We start from the raw sequence: 18,608 nt of genomic DNA on the forward strand, positions 1-18,608 counted from the left end.
GGGCATTTTAAGTTAAAGCTTCGCAACTTCCGTTAGTGCGCGAGTAGGTGGAAAATGAAAGTTATTAGCGATAGTAGTACGTTTAGTAGTACTCTTAAATCTTTTGTAAAAAGCGTACTAGTGTTTATTCTTACTGCATCAATTGTTCTTACAACGCTTTTAACAGCTAATACTGCTGCAGCTCAGGAAACGCCTGCGCACAATTCCACACCTCGCGCATTAAAGAATAAGCATGATTCTGATTTAGATTCTAATCGTGCTCCAAAAGCATTATCTTCATCTAATTCATCTTCATCTAATTCATCTGATTCGTCTTTTACGCATCCATTTTCTTCTAACGTTCACTATGTTGACGGTTCTAGCAATGTGTTTTCTAGGATTAACAATATTGGTGATTTTGCGCGTAATTCAATAAATGCGCGCTCACATTCTGCATTAAACAAGCGTTCTAGTAACATTTTGGACGATATTCTTACTAATAGTGCAAAAGATATTGCGGATAAAATGTTGAATAACAATTTATTGCGATCTGCACAATATGCTTCTGCGCAAGATTCTTCTGCACAAAATATATCATTGCGTGATTCTGTAAAGCCTTCTTACCGTTCGTCAAACAATGATTCTAGATTTGGCAATAAGCGCGAATTTCGTCCAGGCTGCTATGCAGATAAAGCGCGTACAGAATGTTTTACAGCTCCTGGAGATTTACAAGGTCATCGCGCATCATCTGGTCACGATTACGATATGGATGTGCAAAACGCATGGCATATTACTTCACGTTGGAACGTTCCTAAAGGCAATTACGAAAACAACAATAACTTTACTCCCTACCCTAAAGGCACTTATTTAATGCGTTCAATGGATGGTTTAATCCACGGAACTTATAACGGAAGCTGGGTAGGTGCCAAAGGTCAAAGCCCTAATACGCTTCCTGTAGACGAAGTTCATGATTATGTTTTTATGCGCAAAGAACCAAAGCCAGATGGAAGTGGATACATCTGGGATGTTCTTTTTAATATGGGTGCTAGAATTCATGGCGCTGCAGACGCTTGGAATTACTTTACGGTACCAGATACGCAAAAACTCGATGTTTCTAAAAAAGATCCCGTTACTGGAGAATACAATCAATATATAAGACGTTATCAATTTAATGATAAAAGTATAAAAGGTTGCAAAGCTGATTGGGTTAATCCTAATGGTTTCTGTGCAAACGTTGAAACTAGATCTATTAGTGATGGTCAAACTCTTGAAAATGAGTGGTCTAGCTTTGCAAAAAGAGATAAAGGGTTTTTCTTAGGACGAGATTCGTATACAGGCGTATATAAGGGTGGTGCGCAAACAAGATCTAATATTAATTTTGCGAGTTGCTCTGGAGAGTACGGTTTTGATTGCGTTAATAGCACAAGATGGGGCGCTCTTAATGATTTTCAGCGTACTAATGGCCCTCAAATACCTAATTTTGATGTTCCAGGTATAAATAATGCGTATGCACTTTTAATAAACAATCTTAAAAATTCCGTAAGAGATAGATCTAGTCTTATATTTGCTTTTTATAACAATGTGTATAGCAATACGCGAATTCCATACGGGTATCATATTCACTTTACAACATCTAATGTGACTAATTCAGAAAATAAAAACCCATTTTATGGAGCAGGATCATATTTTGGCAATCGTTATAATTCTGGCCAAGCTAGCCCAGCGGATCCATACAACAAAACAAATCTAAATGTTAGAGGTATTCGAAGATATCGAATGTTAAACAACCAGTGGTATGGCGTTTCGAACATTATTGATATGTTCATGACAAAATATTCATTCTTACGTGGAACTGGAACTGGCCCATTCAACAGTGATAATGGTCAAGAATTAGCTAAAAATGGTTTGCGAGTTAGAAGCTTGTTGCTAAATCCAATTGAGCAAAAAGTGTGTTCTGAATATCACAATACAGATTGTCCTACTGATTCAAATATACATGCTAGAACTGAGCTGTCTATTACTCCTGCGATTGGCAAAAATGGCGGTAATAAGCGTGGTAACTTATGGTGGCGCAATAATCAAGGTTTAGACAAAGTTAATACAGAAGATTCGGCTTTTGGTGATCAATCCGCTAATTTGGAATATTTTAATAATAAGCTTCAAATGGGTCAGTCTGTTCCTGTTCCTTACCAGATTATTGGTCAGTCAGACGTTTTTAAGCCTCTTGAAACACAAGAGTGGCAGCCAAATCAAGTTGATAAATATTATTCCACTAGCAAAGAGTTTAAAGCTTTTGATTTTGTGAATTTTCCAGACAAAAAGTCCATTATTTATAAGCAAGCTAAAGCTCGTTTTCCGCGATTGTGGATGCCAGACCCAAATAAAAAAGACTATGGTTCTGTAAAAAACAATTACTACCCATTGTCTGAGAAGTTTAAAGATAATAATGGTGCTGTTAATAACGACATTAAAACTAGAGCAATATACGATGTTTCTTGGGCAAAAGAAGATGGTAGCGTTGCTTCTAAAACATTGCGAGATGCTGTAGCAAAAATCGCTGTTAGATTGCCAGTTGTAGACGCATACAACGCTTGTAATCATGATCGTAAAAGCAAGAACACTAGAAATAGTAATAGTAATAATAATGGGAATAGCAGTAATCTATGTTCTTCGTACCCAGTTGAAGGAACAGAGCGATATATATGGCGATTCTACGATGTTCCTTCTAATAGCAAACGAATTGGTGACGATTTAACAGAGGTTGAAAAAAGCCGATTTTTGCAACGAGCAAAAAATGACTATGTTGATTCTGTGTCAAACGGAATTGTACGCTATAAGACGTTTGAACGTAAGGGAGACCACAACGTTGAGTATATGATGCTTCAAAGGGGTGGAGAAAATAGTATTCAAGTTTTGCCTATGGTTGTTGGCGTTAAATACGCGAAAATAATCTATTACGATGATTCTAAAGCATTAATGCCAGTTGTTTTTACTAGGATTGATGATGAAAAGCCAACTATTGACGTTAAGGTTAGTATTGACAATGGTAGCGCGCAAAGCGTTCCAGAAAAAGGATTAAACGTTCCTTTTGGAAGCAATATTAAGTTTTTTGTACAAGGTCACGATGATCGTCATGTTTCTTTGGGTGTTAAAAAGCAAAACGGCCGTATAGGTAGTAAATATGACGATATAGCAGAATTAAACAAAGCTTTTACAACAATAAGCTTTAGCAGTGATTTTGACCAAACAAATCATAAAAACACTCGCACAGATCAGTCGGGTTATATAAATACAACGCCTGCAAACGCAACTTTAGGGCTTGCTGACGTTGGCAAAACTCCCGAATTTACATTCCATGCTTGGGATGATGCTGGTAATGAAGTGTCAAAAACAATTAAACTAAAGGTTACTCGAGACGGCTTCGATAAACCAACTGTTTGGTGGCAAAAACAAGATAATGGTCACTATGATGGTAAAGTCAGGCTTTTGCCTTCTGCAAAAAGCGTAAAGATGGTGTTTGTGCGCATTTGGAAGCGCGGAGATAAAAAGCCTGTTGACGATAGTGGCAATAAGTACAGTGCCATTAATACAAAATGCCCAACATCTGGATTCTGCAACGGCATTATTTTAGCTAAAAATGATGTTCCAGATGCTAAAGGTAAATTATGGAAGCAAGTTAATAACGATGGGAATCCATTCTTTAAAAATATGATTGCGCCATTAAGCGGCATAAGTTTTGAAGAAAAGAATGGCGGTTTGGAAATAACAATACCAGAAAATTTGGCGGAAATCGGCTCAAGAATATATGTTGATATTGCAAATGGCTCCTCAACGGGTTCTTTAACGCAAGATGGAACAAAATCAGACCCTCTGCCATTAGAAATAAAATGGCCAAATGGATTGGTGCAAGCAAACCCGTATGAGCTTAATCCTTCCGAACGTCATGCTTTAGTACAAAGGATTCGCTTGGCAAATGAGCGTTTAAAGTGGCGAGGCGATGAGATTGGTTTCGTAAATGATGGTAAGAATAATGGCTATACGGATGGCAAAAACGACCCTAATGGCAAATATTCTTGCAATCAAGATTCAGACAAGCAATACAAGATTTGCTTAACTCTAAATCCGTATGGAAAAAATAACGCGGATGGAAAGAGCACAGAAAAACAGCTTACAGCCATAAAGAAAACAGGAACTGGTGCAGATACAAGTGATGATCAAACGCTTACAACAGTACTAGACCCTAAACAGAAGAAAATTACGCGTTTTGTAGATATACGTAGGGATTATGACTGGAAGTGGTCTAGTAATAAGCTACAAGACAGAAATATGGATCCTGGTTTCGAAATGCGAGGCAGTGCTGAACAAGGAAATCAATATTTTGTTTATCGTTGGAATATTAATTCTGCTAATAATCAAAATGTTCATTTAAATAAGGCTCTTGACTTATTGCAAGGAAAGCCAAAAGGTGTAGATGCCAATAATCCGCAGCCTTCTATTAGACCATTAGGCAATAATTTAGGGCAAGAAGCGATTTTGAAGACTAACGTAGAACGCGATAATGGTGGCTACGGTAGTTTGCCTAATCGTGGAGATGGCAAAGGATATAAGCTAAAAAATGGCGAATGGGTAAATATAGCAGATCTTGTTCGTTTAGTTGATTTAGGCGGTGGACAGCGAGTTTCGCCAGATGAACCAATTACAAGTAAAGATTATTCTGTGCAAAAACAGTCTTATCTTATTGCTGGCGGCGAAGGATATAATGATCGAATAGCTGGAGAAGATGTAAACATTAGCTTAGATAAGAAGAAGCACTATTCTGGAATCGTAAGTAAAACTAAAGATAATAAGTATATTCAATACCCATTTGAATCGCAGATATACGTTGTAAATGGCGAAATCAACAAGGATCTTGAAATACGTGGCGAGGGTGATAAAAACAACACTCGAAACGTTATTAACGTTATCTTCGTACCAGTGGATTTGAATAAGCCAACCATTTCACCAAAGTCTAACAAAACGTGGCTTGGTAAATGCAATGGCTCTTCATGCGCTAATCCAGTAACACTCGATGAAGATGGTAAAGATTTTAAAAATAGTAATGGCTTATTTAATATTGCTGAATTGTTGAAGTTTGACGACGATTTTAATAAGTCTAACGGCGAAAACAACGATGTTCTTAAAAGAACACTGTCTATATATGTTGAGGCAGAAGGGCTAAAAGATAGTAATAATAAGCCAATTCGTGCGCAGTTTGTAAAAAATGGCGTTGTTAAGAATAACTTACTTATGCAATTTATTCAAAAGTATCGTGGCAAAAATGCTGCGACTGCAACAACATTTAAACTGATTGCGCAAATCGAAGACGAGTCTGGTAATAAAAGTGACGAAACTGCTGTGGGCTGCTTTAAGATTAAATGGCAGCCTGCTGTAGCTCCGAAAGTTATAGCATACGACGGAAATCATGAAAATAGAGTATCTGGTGAAAACGTGTGGCTGCACGATAGCGCGAGCGCGGTTACAGATTCTAACAATAATTACAATAATTCGGTTGTTGTTAAAACGGATCCATCCGCGTCTCGTACTGCAATTTACTACAATACTTTAGATGATTTAAAGCCTAACGCAAAAGTTAAGCAGTTCGGTCATGTTTTTGCTATATGCAAGAGTGCAGGTGGAAAAAATAATGGATCGTGGAAGGTTTGTGAAGGCTACGAATCGGGTGAGCGTAATTCCAATTTGCCTAAAGAAGTTGAAAAAATAGACGCTAAAACAGGTGAAGTTAAATTTAAGCAGAATCAATTAGCGCCGGGAAGTGTGGTTCGCGCTCGCAGTCGTTACAAGTATGGCGAGTGGACTACTATGCCTGGAATTATTAACGTAGATGCTTCATTTAGATCTAATCGTGGTGCGGCTAGTAATGGCGGAAATTCTGGTGGATCTGCAAATAATAGTCAAAATAATAATAGTCAAAATAACAATAAAGAGTTTGATTTTGATAGCTTCCCAGAAGATAAAGACACTGAATTTGGAAAATATTTTGTAAAAAATGGCGCGCAGGCTGCTAATGCGATTAGTCCAAGTGCAAAAACAGAAGCTGATGTATTAAAAGAAGACGACTTGCAAAACGTTATTTCTGTAATCAGTGATCCAAAAGTTGATCGTTCTACTGTATGCGGTGAAAAGAGCGGAGACACAAGAAGGAACGCTCCTTCGGATTGCGTATTCTTCTCAGTAAACGTTAATCGCAAGGTAGTGCAAGCACATCCACTTTTGCTAACAAATCCAGAAAAAAGTGCTGTGCGAAAAGTTCTTCGCGAAGCAAACTCTATACCAATATGGAACGACGAGTCTAGCAGCGAAGATTCCATAGAGTCGGAAGAAAATAATGTTTTGTTCGCCAGAACGCAGCAAGATGAGGATGTTTCAAACGAAGACAATCTAGAACGATTGGGCTACAATCAAGCCAAAGTTACGTGGATTAGATCTGCATATCTTTCTAGTGCAAATCCAGAAGATAAAAAACCTGATTACAAAGCGGGGAATAAGCAGGATTCGTTTGTTCTAACGCGAGGATGGAGAAGCCGAAAAGTAACTCCAGCTCCAAGGTATTATCATGTAACAAGGTTTGCTGCTCTTCGTGAAGCTAAAGCCAAGAATAAAGCTGGTAAGAGTATTGACGTTAAAGCGGACTACGAGATTACATGGGATACAGCTAAGCCATACGTTCTTAATAGAAAAGACGACCCAGGATTTGCGCTTGTTGGCGAGCCTGGTCATCAATCGCTTGTGTACCGATACAATGCTAGCAGCAAGGGAACAATTGGGCTTGGAGCTTTGCAAAATGCTTTAAGTTTTGTTCCAGTAGATCTTAAAAAAGAGTCTAAAAACAAGAGCGGAGAAAGTCTTGCTGCTGTGGAAAAGGCTTTCCGCGAAAAGCAGCCAACGTTGCGCGAAATTAAGGGTACAGATAAGGAAGATGCAGAAAGTAGAAGAAATGATTTTAAGCTTTCTGATTGTTTTACTCTAAAAGATGAGTTTACGAATGTGCCAGATTTGGTTGCAGCAAACGGAAATTATGGTGGTGGAAATAGCAGGCAAATAGGCTACACAGGTAATGGAATGAGTAGTACTGTGCTTGGAGATAAGTATGCAAAAATGGCTCCTAAACCAGCAGAGTTTGAAAAATGGGGTAATAAAAATGTGTACTCATCTGCATTTACGATCGATAATGCTTTGGGTGGTGTTGATGGAATAAAATTTGTAAACGATACAAATCATTCTTCGCCGCGTTACGTACTTTCGCTTTCCAATAAATACGCTAGAAACAGTTTAGTGGACTTATACGGGTATGAAGCAAAATCTGACTTTAGTGATATTGCTGGAGCGCAGTCGATTATTCCAGTGTATGTTGTGCCTGTAGATAATGTGAAGCCTGAAGCGATCTCTAAAGGTCCACTTAAATCTTCGACTATGGATAAGCCTTACGAGGTTACTGCTAACGATATTAAGTTCACTTTCACGGGTAATCCAGACCCTAACGGTAAAGTGAAAGGCAAAGAGCTGTTAGTAGACGCTAGCGATGATTTTGATTCTAAAGATGTAGTTGACAAGAATCTTCAAGTATGCGTGCGTTGGATGAACAATAACATGCCTCAAGATACAGATTGCACGCCTATTTTGAAGCGCGATACCAACGGCAACGCAAGTGTAGATGCTGACAAACTGCAGCAGATGCTTATCTCTCGTGGCAATACGGCTGTTTACGCAGTATACGCGCAGACAAAAGATAAATCAGACAATGAGAGCGAACACTATAATGCTGGAAAAGATGATAAGACGGCAATCATCGGCTACATAAAGATTACTGGCATCAACGTGTCGCCAATTCCTCTGCCATTTACTGGTGGACAAGCTGCTGTTATATACACGTTTATGTTCGGCGTGCTACTTGCAATGTTTATAGCATCTGGCGCGTTTGGCAGGCGCGGATGGCTAACATCTTTGCTAAGCGGCAACGGATTTAGTGGCGAGCTAACATACAGCAAGCATTGCAACGTTTCGGCTGAATCCTTGCGATGCGGCAGATTGTTTGGCGGCGGCAGATTGTTTGACATTAGTAGATTGTTTGACAATATGTACAAAAATCGCCATTGAATTTTGCACGTTTTGCTATTCCTAGATCGGAGTCAAGTATAGTAAATCTTATTTATGTAAAACGAAATGTGTTTATGTAAAAACAAAAATAATCGAAAAACATAAATAAGAATTACAACTTATTTGAAAGCGAGATAAGAATGAGCGAAACACTAGTCCTAACGCGCAAAGATTACGTTACAAGAACCATAATTCGAGTTATTGCAATAGTTTCGTCCATTTACGGAATGGCAATGTCTTGGGATTCAATGGCGCTAACGTATTTTACGAATCTTTCTAACTTGATGATTTGTGCGGCGCTGCTTGGCTCGCTGATTTTAGACACGCGAAGTGCTCTTAAGTCTAAAAGCGATGAGCAGGGTGTGCATGCTGAGCGCACTGGCGGCTGGGTAGATTCAAAGCCAAACGCATGGTACGTTTTTAAGTTTATGATGACGATTTCGATTGCCGTCACTTTTACGCTGTATCTTTGCTTTTTGGCTCCTACAAATAAGCTCGGATTTGTTGGCGCATACATGAACAATGGCTGCTCAAGCTTATGCGTGCATTTTATAACGCCGTTGCTTGCGATTTTTGACTTTATTCTTTTTGATTACAAGTACAAGTCCAGCCGCGCGCACGTTTATTTTGCTACGATTCCGCCGCTTAGCTACGTTGCGTATGCTGTTGCGCTAAGCGAGTTTTTGGGATTGCGTTGGGGTGATCATGCTATGGCAGCGCCGTACAACTTTTTGAATTACAAGGCTCCTGCTGGGTGGTTTGGATTTGCGCCAAACACATTTAATTCCACAACGCTTGGAGTGGGTGTTGTTTATTTGCTTGTGATTTTTACGCTGATTTTTATTGGCATTGGAATGGCGTTTCTTGCGATTAAAAACGCTCGCGCTAAGCGACTTTCCAATCAACAATCATGAGCGCGCTGTAACGCGCGAACGACTTTCCCGCATTTGTTCCCAAAATTGGCCAAAACGTAAACAAACGCGGGAAAAAATAAACAAACGCGGGGGAGTGTTCCCGCATTTGTTCCCAAAATTGGCCAAAACGTAAACAAACGTGGGCAAAAATAAACAAACTCGGGGGAGTGTTCTTGCTTTTGTTCCCAAAATTGGCCGAAATGGGAACAAATGCGGGGGAAAAGAAACAAACGTGGGCAAAAATAAACAAACGCGGGAATAACTCGCGCCAGTTGATAGAATTGTGTTTATGTGTACGGAAGAATCTGCGCTGGCTGCCGTTCAGTCGTTGCTAAATGGCACTCTTAAAAACGCGCATGGACGCAACACTAATGTTTTGCTTGTTTTTGGAGCGCCAAACGCTGGCAAGTCAAGCTTCGCGCTTAGCGCATTGCTTTTGGGTTTGCGTTTTGATTGGAGCGCGGCAGCCGGTTCGCCTTGCTCGCTCAATAATCGCGCTGCGCAGCTTTTGCTAAAAAACGCCATTCGCAGTGATCTTGCCGTTGCCGCCGCCCAAAATCGCACCACCGCCGCGCGTATGTCGGATTACGTGATTCAGAACTTGGGTGTTTCGCATCAGTCACGCCCAGTCGGCACACTTTCTGCGCTTGCGTTTAGTTTGATTTCCGCGCGGAACAAGCTTTTTGGCATGCCTTTGCCTAAGTTGCTTAATGGCGCTGAGCAAGACGCGCTTCTTCGCGAAGTTGTGCGTGTACACGTTAATCACGTTTTGCAAGGCGATAGTGGCAATTGCCGAGTTTGCGCTCTTTTTAGCGAGTATTTTGCTAGCGACTATTCTAAAGATTCGCTATCTAAAGATTCTCTATCTAGAGATTCTTCTAAAGATTCTTCACTGGATTCTGCATCCAAAGATTCTTGGATTTACACAATTTCTAAATTACAAGACGCGCAAAATAGAGAGGAATCGCCTAATTCTAACGATTTTTTGGTAAATAGCGCTTTTATCCACCAACTTCGAGATATGCTTGCGCGCTTAGACGAGATGGGCATTGTAAGCGATTCTGCAGAATCAAATATGCTGAACAGCTTGGACTCGCGTCTTAATGTTCAGTCGGATTTTGTATCTTCCAGCATTGTGGCCCGCCTTAGAACTCAATGGAATTTGGCTTTTGCTCTTCGCCGCGAGTACGCCGATTGTGTACACAAAAAGTATCCAAACGCTTTTAGGCTTGATTCTTCTAGGCTTTTGGCAAGTGGCGTTCAAATTTTAAACAATATTTTTAATAATTTACATTGCAATAGTGCTAATGAATCTTCGGCGGCTTGCGATTCTTCCCTTGAGTTTTATGCTCTTAAACTCTTCCTTCCGCACATGCTGGTTGTTGACGATTTTCACGACGTAACGCTTGCTGGCTTGGCTTTTCTTGAGTCGCTAGCGCGCTTGGGCGTGCGGATTGTTCTAACGGCAAATCCCGACGAATCCGTGCAATCCTTCCGCGGATCGTACCCAGATTACGTTGTTGAATCAGCGCAAAATGGCGTTATGCAAGCTGCTGTTTCTAAAATTTGCGATTATAAAGTCGAAGGATTTGGCGAAGATTTTGCAAAACAGGCGTCGCAAGATGTAAAGTGCCAAGAATCGCACAATCTCCCTGATTTTCTAAACCATTCTAATCGCTCAATTGCGCTAAATCTTTTTTCTGCACGCGTTTCGCTTTCGATTGCTTCGCTTATGCCAACGCAAACACCAATGACCCGCAGGGCTTGGAAAATGGCCAATATTCAAGGGGCTTTTCCTATAGAAAAAATCGAATTAAATTCGCAAAAAACAGAAAATTCTTCGGTTTCTGGCGATTTGTACAGAACTCCTAGCCAAGAGATGGATTGCGTTATTTGGCAAATAAAACGCGCTCATCTAGACAACAAAATTCCTTGGAAAAATATGGCCGTAATTGCGCACGATAACGCAACAGTTCGCGCATTTGGCGAGCGGCTTAGAAAAGACGGCGTGCCAGTTAAATATTCATCCGTTACGCGCGCGCTTAGAGATGAGCCGTTTGTAAAAGCGCTATTTGCGATTATTGAGTTGGCGCAATTTAGCCAAAAAAGCGTTGACGACTTAGCAAAAAGCGTGATTTTGGGGGATTATACGCTTTACTCGATTGCGCATTTTGTTCGCTCTAGAATAAAAACCGTAATGGAAAGCCCGCTTGTGGATTCTGGCGATTACAATTGCGCGGATTTGGCGGCTATTGATTCTCTTATGCGCTCAATCTGCTCTCTTAGTGAAGTGATTTTAGGCGAAAACGCAAATGGCGCAAATTCGCCATTACGCGGTCTTATAGAGCAGTGGCAAGCACTTAGTAATCGACTTTTAAGTGCCAGCGGCGAAAAGGCTGGGAAGGCTGGAGCCGATTTTACGGTTGATAATCGCGTTTTTAACGCGCAACCAAACGCAAACAGTACGCAATTTAGCGTTGAGTCGTGCTACATTTTGATTCTTAAGGCGCTTATTGACGGTTGCTGTGCGGATTCTGGCGATTCTGCGGATTCTGGCGATTTAGAAAGCGAAGAGAATCAAGTCGCAAAATCTGCAGAAATTTTTTCTGTTTTGCAAAAAATGACGCCAAACAGTGTTCATATGCGTGCGTTGATGCGCGTGTTTAATATTGTGCTAAGACTTTCTAAAGACCTAAAACGTAACCTTGCAAAAGTTAAAAATAGTGGAGAAAATCAGGCTAGCTACGTTTTAGGCAAGGCTTGGAATCTTTGCAATTGCGCTAAAAAGTGGCAAATTCAAGCGCTTAGCAACAATGACGAGGGCCGCGCTGCAAACGATAGGCTAGATGCTGCAATGAGGCTTTTTGAGTATGCGAACTCGTTTTTGTCTACAAGCGCGCAAGGCCAGCAGACGCCTAATGGAGTCTCGGCCGCTCCGACGATTGCCGAGTTTATTGATCAGGTTCGTCAAATGGAAATCGAAGCGGATTCGCTTGCAAGCGTGGCTCCTCTTCCAGATGCCGTTACTCTTACAACACCTTCTGGCTCGGTTGGAAGACTTTGGGATTACGTGTGGATTCCTGCGGTTCAGCAGCGAGTTTGGCCAAATACGGCCGCTAGAAGCACTATGTTTGGTGCGGAAACACTGGTTGACATTGTGTTAAATAGCAGGATTCTAAGTGGCGATAGTAGCGGAAGTGGTGATGCTGGCGATAGCAGAGGTAAATCTGAAAGCTGCGATATTAGCGATATAGCGTACGTTTTAGATTCTTCTGCTAAAAATCCTAATGGTATTTGCGTAAGCGATAAGCAGGCGATTTTTGCTGGCGAACAGCGAAGCCTGTTAATGGCCATTACGCGCGCTAGAAAGCATCTTTGCATTAGCGCGGTGAATAGCGAAGATTGCGTTCCTTCGGACTTTTTGTACTATTATTTGCCAGAGATTTATTGGAGAAATCAAGACGGAAGCTGTGATTACACCGATTTTTGTGGCGAGGCTGCTGGCGAGGCTTCTGGCGATTTTGCAGCGGTTGATGCAGACGCAAGAGGTCTTGTTTGTGCATCTAGAATCACGCTTGCTCAGGCTGTGTGCGGATTGCAAAACAGCGGTAATTTGGCGGAAAATCCTGCGGTTAAAGATGCATTAGCGGCGTTGAATCTTTTAAAAAGCAACGGAGTTGATGCAGCAAATCCAGATAATTGGGATTTTATGCGGAAAAATTACGATTCTGTGGCTGATTCTGTGGCTGATTCTGTGGCTGATTCAGCCTCGCCAGACGAATCGCAAGCAACCAAAGAATCGCCAGACGAATCGCAAGCAACCGCGCAATCTTCCAGAAAATCCTCCACTAATCAAAACCTCACTAATCAAAACCTTGTAACGCTATCTCCATCAATGGTGGATAGCCTTTGGTCCTGCCCAGTATGCTGCCTTTTGGAACGCAAATTTGCTGGCCCTACCGTAGGCAGCACGGCGGCGAAATTTGGAACGCTTATTCACGAAACCGCCAGATGGGCAAGTCAAGATGAGCATCTAGACAACGAGTATTTGCGCAAAAAATACCCACAGCTTCAGGCGTTTGTTAGTGGATTTGCTAGCGCCCACACAGCGGAATTTAAGGACTTTGACTTTTCGTTTGACTCCTTTAGCGCTTTGCAAAAAAATGCGATTGAAGACGTTGCAGATAAGATGATTGAGCATTATTATTCGATTTGCCCAAGCGACTCTAGTATTTCTAGCGTAAAAGACCGCTATCGTTTTATAAAAAACGATCTAAATGTTCGCCGCGCGCTTTACACGATTGCTCAATATTTTGTAGGATCGCTGACTGGCCAAAATTACCCGATTTTGGCGCAAAAAAATGAAGATGGTGTTGTAACAAAGATTCTGCCTGCGCCAGAAAAGTCAAAAACGGCAAAGACGACTATTGCAGACGTTCATTTGGGAAGCCTCGAGGAAGCTTATTGCGAGTGCCCAATAAACGCCACGTTTGGTTTTAGCGATATTCTAGATGCTTACAATCGCGCGTCTAAATCGCAAATAAGCATGGAAGATCTTTATTCAATAATGGGATTTTTGGTAGGCGGATGGCCTAATGGCGGCTCATGCGATTTGCGCGTTAGAATCCAGGGGCGAATCGACCGAATGGAAGTTAGAAAGTTAAACGACAACACGCAACAAATTCGCCTAATTGACTATAAAACAGGAAAAGTTCCTAAAACGCAGCAAGTTTTTAATGATTTGCAGCTTATTTGCTATCAGCTTGGAATTGTTTTTTGCTCCGAAAACGCTGAAGAAGTTAAGCAGCTTCTAAAGTTTAAGCACACAAAAATCGCGCGAAGCGCGCTGTTCCACGTTGTTTACAAGGATTCTCCTGCGCAAGATAACGGTGTTGCGGAAAACATTTGCCAGCCTTCGCTATTCGAAGCTAATGGGGCGCTAAGCGCTAGTGAGATTACAAGCCGTTACAAGTATGCCAGCAATAATCGCCTTTACGATCTTCCAAATATTGATGCTCAAAATCCTGCGCAAGGCGTAAGTCAGTCTGCGTGGGAGGATTTTGTAAGCTTGCCAATGCGTGCAAAATGGTCACTTATGATGATTTCACGCGTGTTTTTTGCTGCAGCTGCTGTTAAGTCAACCAGTTTTGCTGTTGAGCCAAAGGCGGATCATAAGAGCTATTGCAGGTGTTTAAACATTTGCCCTGGCTGCGCTGGAAAGGTTGATACGGTTTACGAGATGATTGAGGGTAAAAATGAGCAATAAGAACACAGCGGCCGTAAAATCTGCGTCTAGCAGCGCTCCAAGTTTAGAGCAAAAAAACGTTATAGAAGCTCCGATTAATCAAGACGTGCTTATAGTTGCGGGTGCTGGCAGCGGCAAAACATACACCATGACTCGCCGCGTAATACACTTAATTAAAAGCAAAGTTCCGCCAGAATCCATACTGGGATTAACTTTTACAAACAAGGCTGCGGCGGAATTGCTAAGTCGCGTTTCGGCGGAGGTTAGCGCAAGCGGCGCAAATGGCGCAAGCGGTGCAAAGTCATTCTTAAAGCCAGAAGTTATGACGTACGACGCGTTCTTTCAATCAATCGTAAGAAGATACGGGCTTTTGGTTGGCTTTAATCAAAGCACAATGCCATTAAGCGACGCTGGCGCGATGGAAATCATAAAAAGTATAATCGGAAAATATTTGGATAATCCTCAAAATCACGCTAAAAATTTAAGCAAGTTGTATGATTTTGACACTTTGTGTGCTGATGTTATTAATCTTTGTGCCGAAATATCGTGCTCGATGATTGGAGTAGATAGCGAAGGCGCAACGTGCTCAAGCGTGCCTCAAGCTGTTCAAAAAATACGCGAGTGGAATAACGAGTTTGCAAAACACTTAAAAAACGTTATTGCAGATAGAAAAGTAGAATCGCCATTAAGCGCAAAGGCTCCAGCGATTCCAAAATACAAAAAAGTCAAAAAAACGGCTGCAATGAGCGAAGAAGATGCATTGAAAGCGTCTGCGGAAAAGTTTAAGACTGCGTGTAAAAATTACGAAAAATATTGGGATGATTCGTGCTTGCAATTTTGCATAAATCTATACAACGCGTGCCTAAAACGAGACATTCTGCTAGACCTTGTTTTGCAATTTGACGCCGAAAAAAAGCGCGTAAACATGGCGCAATTTAGCGATTTTACGATTGCAGCTTACTATTTGGTTACGCATTTTCCTTCGATTTGCGCGCAATACAGGAATCAATATTCGCAAGTTCTTTTAGACGAGTATCAAGATACTTCCACAACGCAAGCAATGCTTATAAATACGCTGTTTTATGGCGATGCTTCGATAGCGGCAAAGCGCACGCGCGTTATGGCAGTGGGCGACCCGTTCCAAGCAATCTACTCGTTTAGAGGCGCTTCAACTGGAGCTTTTTGTAAGTTTGAACAAGACTTTAACATAAGCGCGCAAAACAAGTATTCGCTAACTGTTACGCGCAGAAATTCGCTGTTTATACTAAAAGTTGCAAACGCGCTAACTGAGCCGATGCGTGCGGAAAATGGCGATAATTCAACGCAAATCGCAAGTCAGCGATTTAGCAGCATTGACGACCACGAAGTACAAGTGGAAACTTTAAAGCCAAAAGATGATGCGTCAAATGGCACGGTTGCGGCTTTGTTTATGCCAAGTCAGGGCGAAGAGATTGACGCCGTTGTGCGATTTGCTAAAAAAATCGTTGAAAAATATGGCGAAAATCCGCTCGAACCGCAGCTTGCAATTCTGTTTAGAAGTAAAGCAAACATGCCAAAATATGCGGAAAAACTAGAGGCTGCAGGGATTCGCACAAGCATAGTGGGCTACTCTTCGCTTATTGAAAAGCCTGCCGTTAAAGATGTTTTGAGCTTGCTAAGAGTGGTTCAAGACCACAGTGATTCCAATTCGCTTATGCGCCTTCTTGCCACTGCGCGTTTTGCGCTATCTACTGCGGATTTGGGCGCGTTGGCAGCAATCGCAAATAGTGCGAATACGGAATATCTTTACAACGTTTATGCGGCGGCTGGTCTAGTTGAGGCGGGATTGCCTAGAAGCCAGTGGGATTTGGCCGTTCGAAATCTTAGAAACAAGGCAAATAGTGGGGAAATATCTGGGCAGGTTATAAATATTTATGGCGGATTTTATTTAGCGGATTTGATTATGCGCGATTTTGGCGCGAGTGGCGATTCGTCTGGCGCGGCTGCTGGCGATTCTTCGGCTGCTGGCGATTCTGGCGATTATTGGGTTCGTCAGATGCGCGAAAAGCTGAGCGCTCCCGCATTTGCCGCCGTAAGTCGTCTTAGCAAAATCCTAAATAAAGTTGATCGCGTGCAAAGAAATTCGCTAACAAGCGTTATGCAAACGGCTGTGGAGGCTCTTAACGTAGACATTGACACTGCTGTTGGTGCGGCCTTAAAATACAAGGATTTTAGCAATCAAACAATGCTTAACGATATGCATAGCGTACTTGATTCGCTAAACACGATTGTAGAAACGTATGTGCAAGAAATGGGCGACTGGCAAGACGTTAGCTTGCGTGGACTAATCAGCTGGATTGATTCGGCAAAAAATCTGGATTCGCAGGCGGGCTCTGGCTCTGTAGCATCTGGATTGGGGGCGGATGCCGATAGCGCGCAAGTTGTTTTAATGACGGTTCATCAATCAAAGGGTTTGCAGTGGCCAGCCGTTGCTGTAGTTGGGCTAAACGAGGGTGCTTTTCCAAGCAATCAAGGAGATTCGCTAAAGATTGATGATAATGGGCAGGCCAGCGCTCGCATACCGATTGAGTTTGCAGCAAGCGTGCCTACGGCTTTGCGCGTGGATGCCAACATTTTGCCGCATTTTCCGCATACAGTAACGCGCGGCGAGGCAATGCACCCAGCAAAAGCAATGCAAGATTTAGATAGTGTGCAAAAGATCTTTGACGAGGTTAAGCCCAATAGAATCAAGGCTTTGCGCGATTTTGCGCAGGCTGTTCAAGAGGCGGATGCTGGCGATTTTTTGAGCGAAGAAACGCGCCGTGTGTATAATACGTATAAATCCCAGCAAAGCGTTGATTCTATGCCGTTTTCGCAAAGCGAGGAGCGCGGAATCCAGCTTCACATGGACGAGCGCCACCTTATGTACGTGGCTCTTACGCGCGCAAAGTTTGCAGCGCTTTTAACTGGCTCGGCAACTTCGGGAGATTCGGGCGAAAATGGGCGAAAGCGCGCGGCTTCGGTGTTTCTTAAGGAGTCGATGGAGGCTGTAAAGTCTCTTAACGGTGCGATTGAAGTTAAAAGATGCAAGGCGGAAAATGCTGGTGATTCTGCGGATTCTGCGGATTCTGGTGATTCTGATGAAGACGCTTTTGGCTTTATTGCAGGCGATTTTGCAGGCGATTTTGCGGGGGAGTTTGGAAAAGTCGCCGTTCCAGGCGATTCGTGCGCTAAAGAACCCGTGCTTGAATGGCCTTGTGCCTCGAGCGAAAATGTGCAGAACGCTCTTAGAGAATCTGCCAAACTTGTTGAAAGCGAAGTGCTTAATGGCGATTTTGCAGGTGATTCTGGCGATTTAAATGGCGATTTTAGTGGCGAATCTTCATTAATATCACATCAAAAATCCCTTTACTACCGCGCAAAAGCATTTGTTCAAGATGCTGATTTAACCGCGCAAACCGCTGGCGATTATTCCCTAGAAGATTTGGCCAAAAAGGTGGAAAAGATTTCCAACGGATCTAGGCTTAACGTAACGTCTCTGCAAAAAATAAGTAGAGTTGAGCAAAATTCAAGCGCAAACAATCGAGTTTACAACAATCTATTGGCGTGCATTCGCCCAATCCCTTCAACGCAATCGATTGATGCATCCTTAGGAACCATGTTCCACGCTTGGGCGCAACAATTTGTAGACTCTGCAGTACCTTCTAGTGCATCCGAGTGTGCTAATTGGCAGTCAATTGTAAAAAACGGAACTTTGTTAGATGAGCAATTTGTTCCTCAAGATCGCAAAGATTTGCTTTACGAGTTTAATCAAAGTCGCAAAGATTCGGACTTTGCTAAGGGTTTGGTTAAATCTCAAGACGCTCAACTAGATGAATGGAAGCAACGGCTTATAGAATCGCGTTGGGCGAGTAGGGTTCCATTGGCTGCAGAAATGCCGATTTTAATGCAAATCGATAATATCGATAATATCGATAATACGCAGTTTGAAAATAGAATAATCAACGGAACTTTGGATGCTGTTTTTGCAGGAGGATTAGACGCTAACGACGAATCGAAACTCTACACAATCGTTGATTGGAAGACGGGCAAGCGGCCAAAAAGCGCGGAAGATATTCAGCTAAAATTGGAGCAGCTTGACTGGTATAGGCTGCTGCTTGCGCGCGCAACAAACGTTGATTTAAGCTGCATTGATGCCACTCTTTACTACGTTAGTGAGGCGCGTGCGGAAAATCGCGAGATACACGCGTTGTGTAAAACGCGCGACGAGATTTTGAGTGAGGCGTCTTTTTAAAATCAACATTTTTGGTAATCTAAAAGTAGAACATAGCCGATTT

4 protein-coding genes are annotated in these 18,608 nt (G+C 42.1%); all 4 read left to right on the forward strand.

The window, feature by feature from the left end:
• Positions 1-54 precede the first annotated feature (54 nt).
• The 4 genes from QP420_RS03685 (at position 55) to QP420_RS03700 (ending at position 18,565) form a co-directional block, all read left to right on the forward strand.
• On the forward strand, positions 55-8,133 hold the full coding sequence (locus QP420_RS03685) for a cell wall-binding protein (RefSeq protein WP_481616573.1): 8,079 nt from the start codon (positions 55-57) through the stop codon (positions 8,131-8,133).
• Between the two features lie 140 nt (positions 8,134-8,273).
• Entirely contained in the window at positions 8,274-9,047 is a 774-nt protein-coding gene (locus QP420_RS03690) for a hypothetical protein (protein ID WP_481616574.1), read from the forward strand.
• Between the two features lie 289 nt (positions 9,048-9,336).
• Positions 9,337-14,313 carry a PD-(D/E)XK nuclease family protein gene (locus tag QP420_RS03695; RefSeq protein WP_481616575.1) on the forward strand — a complete coding sequence of 1,659 codons (4,977 nt, stop codon included), beginning with the start codon at positions 9,337-9,339 and terminating at the stop codon, positions 14,311-14,313.
• Positions 14,303-18,565 (forward strand): ATP-dependent DNA helicase, encoded by a 4,263-nt coding sequence (locus QP420_RS03700; RefSeq protein ID WP_481616576.1) that lies wholly within the window; start codon positions 14,303-14,305, stop codon positions 18,563-18,565. The genes QP420_RS03695 and QP420_RS03700 overlap by 11 nt, the downstream gene beginning before the upstream one ends.
• Positions 18,566-18,608: the final 43 nt, after the last annotated feature.

The sequence above is a fragment of the Bifidobacterium sp. UMB1197 genome (assembly GCF_030217745.1).
GTDB classification, from domain to species: domain Bacteria; phylum Actinomycetota; class Actinomycetes; order Actinomycetales; family Bifidobacteriaceae; genus Bifidobacterium; species Bifidobacterium vaginale_B.

Excerpts from the sequence above, each read along its gene's own strand:
- QP420_RS03700 (WP_481616576.1), top strand. The coding sequence starts at position 14,303 with ATGAGCAATAAGAACACAGCGGCCGTAAAATCTGCGTCTAGCAGCGCT.
- QP420_RS03685 (WP_481616573.1), top strand. The coding sequence starts at position 55 with ATGAAAGTTATTAGCGATAGTAGTACGTTTAGTAGTACTCTTAAATCT.
- QP420_RS03695 (WP_481616575.1), top strand. The coding sequence starts at position 9,337 with ATGTGTACGGAAGAATCTGCGCTGGCTGCCGTTCAGTCGTTGCTAAAT.
- QP420_RS03690 (WP_481616574.1), top strand. The coding sequence starts at position 8,274 with ATGAGCGAAACACTAGTCCTAACGCGCAAAGATTACGTTACAAGAACC.